We start from the raw sequence: 4,734 nt of genomic DNA, 5'->3' as shown, positions 1-4,734 counted from the left end.
CCCCGGTTTATAACTGGACAAAGCACTAGTCTTTGCGGGCAGGGGAGGCCGCTGAGAGCGTCCCTCCCGCCCACAAAATCGATACACGCAATCCGCAAGGCGGGGGAAAGAAGGATGGATCCTCCACCCGGTTGGGCAGTGAGTCCTATATTTGAGATCAGAGCAGGCAGACAACATCACCAATCTCAATCCAAACCAGTGAGGGAAGAATGATTCGGATCCGTTTGCAACGTATGGGGAAAAAGCATGAGCCAACCTATCGGATCGTCGTGGCCGATTCGCGGGCGCCGCGGGATGGGAAGTTCATCGAGATCATCGGGCATTACAACCCCCGCACAGAGCCAGAGACCATCGTGATCGATGAGGCCCGGGCGCTTCACTGGCTTCGCGTCGGCGCCCAGCCTACGGAGTCCGTTCGGATCCTGCTCCGCAAGACAGGGACCCTGGCCCGCTTGGAACGCCTGAAGGCCGGCGAGCCGCTGGAGGCCCTGGTGGCGGAAGCCACGGCCCTGCAAGCCGGCACGCGCACTTCCACCCGGTGAGGGGTTTGCTGATGCAGGCTTTTCTGGAGTTCATTGCCCATGCCCTGTTAGACGATCCTTCCTCCGTTCGGATCAAAGAGATCCGCCGGGGACCGGTCGTGAAGTATTTCATGAAGGTCCCCCAGGCGGAGATGGGGCGCCTGATCGGCCGGGATGGGCACCTGGCGGAGGCGATCCGCCAGGTGATGCGCGCCGCCGCGCCGCCGCAGCGGAAGGTGGACCTGCGGATCGAGCCCCTGGATTGAGCGAACGCCCTGAGAGCCAGCGCGATGCGGAAGCCGCTCCCTCGCTTCCTGGCCGTGGCCCGGATCGCTCGACCATGGGGGGTTCGGGGAGAGATGAAGCTGGAGATCCTCACCGATTTCCCGGAAAAGCTGAAACGGCTGAAACGGGTTTACATCGGTGAGGAAGCCATCCCCTACGAAGGAGTTCGTTTTCGCTATTATAAGGGGATGGTCCTGATGCGGTTGCCCGGCTGTGAGACCCGTGAGGCGGCGGAGGCCCTGCGAGGTCGCCTGGTCCTGATCGACCGGGAAGAGGCCGTTCCGCTCCCCCCAGGCGAGTTCTACGAACACGAGATCCTCGATCTGGAAGTTTATGCCACAGATGGAAGGTATCTGGGCCGGGTAAAGGAGATCCTTTATACCGGCGCCAATGATGTTTACGTGGTCCTCGGCCCCTTCGGCGAAGTCCTGATCCCCGCCATCCGGGATGTGGTGCGGGAGATCGATGTGGATGCGAACCGGATGGTGGTCTGGCTGATGCCGGGCCTTCTGGGGGAGGACGAAGAGGCTTAACGGGCGGAAGGAAGATCTGTCCGCTGGGACCCTCCCCGCTCCAAAAAGCGCAACGCTAAGGGCTCTTCTCCTGGGCTGGGTCGGCGCAGAAGGCGCCTGGGCCCAGCCCTCTTCCTTTCCTCGCTCTCCATCGTCATGCTGACGGGTGGCAGATCGCGCTTCCTGTCCGCATGGGAGGGGTGGGAGAGAGGAACGCTTTTCCCACGCTCCGGTCCGCCCTCGAACAGATCCCACGGGAACACCTTTCCACAGGTAGCGATGATTTTTCCCTTTGAATCAACCTTGCTCAAACTTTCGGTCTTGTGTCATACTTGGAGCAGGGGATGAGCAGTCCGGCCCCTCGGAGCAAAAGGGAATCCTGCGAATCGGAAGGTCGGTTTTTTATAACGAAGCTGCCTCGCGGAGGTGTCTTCATCTCCATCTCATACGCCTCGGGGAGGTTTGAATGGCGGAGACGATTCTGGTCATTGAAGATGAGGTGGAGCTGGCGGAATTAATTCGTCTCTTTCTCGAACGCCGGGGATTCCAGGTGATCCTGGCCTTCAATGGGACCGAGGGCTGGCAACGGTTCCAGGAAAGCCAGCCGGATCTGGTGATCCTGGATCTGATGCTTCCGGACATCGATGGGCTGGAGATCTGCCGGCAGATCCGTGGGGCCTCGACCGTGCCGATCCTGATCCTCACGGCCCGGACGGCCGTGGAGGAGCGGGTGGAGGGATTGAAACTGGGGGCAGATGATTATATCGTGAAGCCCTTTGCCATGGAAGAGCTTCTGGCTCGCATCGAAGCGCACCTGCGCCGCGTGCGCCTACCCCCGCCCGGGAAACGGGTTTACTGGCGCTTTGGGGAGGGCATGCTGTTGATCGATCCTCAGTATCCGCGGGCGATCCTGAACGGCGAAGAGCGTCCCCTGACGGAGACCGAACATCGTCTCCTCTGCTACCTGGCGGAGCGAGCCGGTCAAACCCTGACCCCGGAGCAGATCGCTCGGGAGGTGTGGCCCGACGGCAGCGTCGACCCCCAGAACATCAAGTGGTATATCTGGCGCCTCCGCCAGCGCATCGAACCGGATCCTGAGCAGCCGCGCTTTCTGCTCACGGAGCGAGGGATCGGATATCGGTTCGCGCTGGGATAAACGGAAGCTTGTTATCTCTTCTTCTTTAAATCCCCAGTTGATCACTGGACAAAGCATTCAGGAGGTCGATGTTAAAACCTGGATGGCCTTTCTGGAGGGCCATCCAGAAGCGCATATACTCCAGACGGCCCCGTGGGGAGACCTGAAGGCGGGCTCCGGCTGGCGCGCCCGTCGGTGGTTGCTGAGGGAGCGCGGAGAGCCCCGGGCCGGCCTTCAGGTCCTGATCCGTCCCCTTCCCCTGGGCTTTTCCGTCCTCTACGTCCCCAAAGGGCCGGTCGGCGATTGGCAACATCCGGAGGCCTTCCGCACTCTTCTGGCCGCGCTCGATCGCCTGGCCCGGGAAACCCGCGCCCTCTGGTTGCGGATCGAACCGGACGTCCTCGAGGGGGAGCTCCTCCTGGATCTGACCGCCTTTGGGTTTCGACCGGCCCCCCCGATCCAGCCCCGCCGGACGATCCTCGTGTCTCTGGAAGGCGAAGAGGAGGCGATCCTCCAGGCGATGCATCCCAAAACCCGTTATAACATCCGGCTGGCGGAGCGGAAGGGCGTGAAGGTTCGCGAGGCGCAGCCGGAGGATCTTCCCCGGTTTTATCAACTATTGCGGCAGACAGCGGCTCGGGACCGGTTTGCCATCCACACGTTCGATTATTACCGGGCGGCGTATGAGCGGTTCGTCCCTCATCTGGCTCGCCTCTGGCTGGCGTGTTACGAGGAGGAGCCCATCGCGGCCCTGATGGCCTTCGCCTGGGGGGAGCGGGCCTGGTATTTCTATGGCGCCTCGGGCGATCGCCATCGGGAGAAGATGCCGGCGTATGCCCTTCAATGGAGGGCCATCCGATGGGCGAAAGCGCGCGGCTGCCGCTGGTATGACCTGTGGGGGATCCCGGACGAGGACCCGGAGGTTCTGGAGGCGCAGTTCACAACGCGGCGGGACGGGCTATGGGGGGTGTATCGTTTCAAGCGCGGATTCGGCGGCCGGGTGGCGCGCTGGGCCGGGGCTTTCGATCGGGTCTACTTCCCCCCGCTCTACCACCTCATCCGGAGGTTGGGCATCGCATGATCCGGCGCTTCTCCGTGAATGATCCTCAGACATGGGACGCAACGTTGCTGCGATTGCCTTCCCCCCATATCCTCCAGACCTGGCGGTGGGGAACGTTTAAGGCGGGGTATGGCTGGCGGCCGTTCCGGTGGATCTGGGAGGATGAGCGAGGGCGCGTCCGGGCGGCCGCCCAGGCGCTTTACCGGCGCGACCGATTCGGCCTCCTCGGGATCCTTTACCTCCCGCGGGGGCCGTTGCTGGATCCCACGGATGTCGAGGCGGCGGAAATCGTTCTCCGCGATCTGGAGGAAACGGCGCATCGCCTGCGCGCGGTCTTCGTCCGCATCGATCCGGAGATCGTGGAAGCGCAAGGCCCGACGGCGGAGGGCCCCCGGGATCCGGTGGAGGTTCCCTTGAAAACTGCTCTCCAGCGACGAGGGTGGCGGTCCTCGGCGGAATCGGTTCAATTCCCGGCCAGTCTATGGCTGGATCTGACCGTCGATGAAGAGGAATTGCTCCGGGCGATGCATCCCAAGACCCGTTACAACATCCGTCTGGCGGAACGGAAGGGGGTGACGGTGCGGCCGGTGGGCCCGGAAGCCTTCGATCCGCTCTACGATCTCTATGCAGAGACCGCCCGACGGGATCGCTTCGTGATCCGCCCGCGGGCGTATTACCGACAGGCGTGGACGATCTTTTATGAGGCCGGGTATGCGTATCCGCTGCTGGCGGAAGTCGAAGGGGAGCCGGTAGCCATGGTGGTGATCTACCGCTTCGGGCCCACCGCCTGGTATTTCTACGGGGCCTCGCGGGATCGACACCGGGAGAAGATGCCGAACCACCGGCTGCAATGGGAGGCCATCCGCTGGGCGCGGGCCGTTGGATGCCGGCGGTATGACTTCTGGGGAGCCCCAGCGACGCCGACCGAGAGCGATCCGATGTGGGGGGTCTATCGCTTTAAGCGAGGGTTCGGCGGGCGATACGTGCGGTTCATCGGGACATGGGATTACGCGCCGTGGCCAGCGTTGTATCGCCTATATACAGGGCTGATCCCCCGCTACCTGGCCTGGCTGCGCCGCCGCCACTGGCGTCGGGTCGGCGTGGAGCCCGGTTAGTTCGATGGGTCATGCTTACCAGGGGCGGATCGCATTTCCGGTTCATTGGTTGGGTGGGCGGGCGGGGCCGCCCCGAGCGGCCGCGCCCCCCCCCGGGGGGGATGTT

6 protein-coding genes are annotated in these 4,734 nt (G+C 63.2%); all 6 read left to right on the top strand.

The window, feature by feature from the left end; all coding sequences use genetic code 11:
• The first annotated feature begins 209 nt into the window (after positions 1–209).
• A complete protein-coding gene (gene rpsP / locus NZM16_RS08730) occupies positions 210–542 on the top strand; it encodes a 30S ribosomal protein S16 (RefSeq protein ID WP_322798315.1) in 333 nt (110 codons plus the stop codon).
• Positions 543–553: 11 nt separating this feature from the next.
• On the top strand, positions 554–787 hold the full coding sequence (locus tag NZM16_RS08725) for a KH domain-containing protein (RefSeq protein ID WP_295453626.1): 234 nt from the start codon (positions 554–556) through the stop codon (positions 785–787).
• 24 nt (positions 788–811) lie between these two features.
• The gene (gene rimM, locus NZM16_RS08720) at positions 812–1,339 is read left to right on the top strand and encodes a ribosome maturation factor RimM (protein WP_295453628.1); all 528 of its coding nucleotides are present in this window, start codon (positions 812–814) and stop codon (positions 1,337–1,339) included.
• A gap of 445 nt (positions 1,340–1,784) precedes the next feature.
• Positions 1,785–2,474, top strand: a complete 690-nt coding sequence (locus NZM16_RS08715) for a response regulator transcription factor (RefSeq protein ID WP_295453630.1) — start codon at positions 1,785–1,787, stop codon at positions 2,472–2,474.
• Between the two features lie 82 nt (positions 2,475–2,556).
• Positions 2,557–3,534: a peptidoglycan bridge formation glycyltransferase FemA/FemB family protein gene (locus tag NZM16_RS08710; RefSeq protein ID WP_295479964.1), complete on the top strand. Its 978-nt coding sequence runs from the start codon at positions 2,557–2,559 to the stop codon at positions 3,532–3,534.
• Positions 3,531–4,628 (top strand): peptidoglycan bridge formation glycyltransferase FemA/FemB family protein, encoded by a 1,098-nt coding sequence (locus NZM16_RS08705; protein ID WP_295453635.1) that lies wholly within the window; start codon positions 3,531–3,533, stop codon positions 4,626–4,628. Before NZM16_RS08710 ends, NZM16_RS08705 begins: the two co-directional genes overlap by 4 nt.
• The last annotated feature ends 106 nt before the right edge of the window (positions 4,629–4,734 follow it).

This window comes from Thermoflexus sp., assembly GCF_025055495.1.
Classification (GTDB): domain Bacteria; phylum Chloroflexota; class Anaerolineae; order Thermoflexales; family Thermoflexaceae; genus Thermoflexus.
Note: the sequence above shows the minus strand (reverse complement) of the source record. Positions and strands in the feature narration are given on the sequence as shown.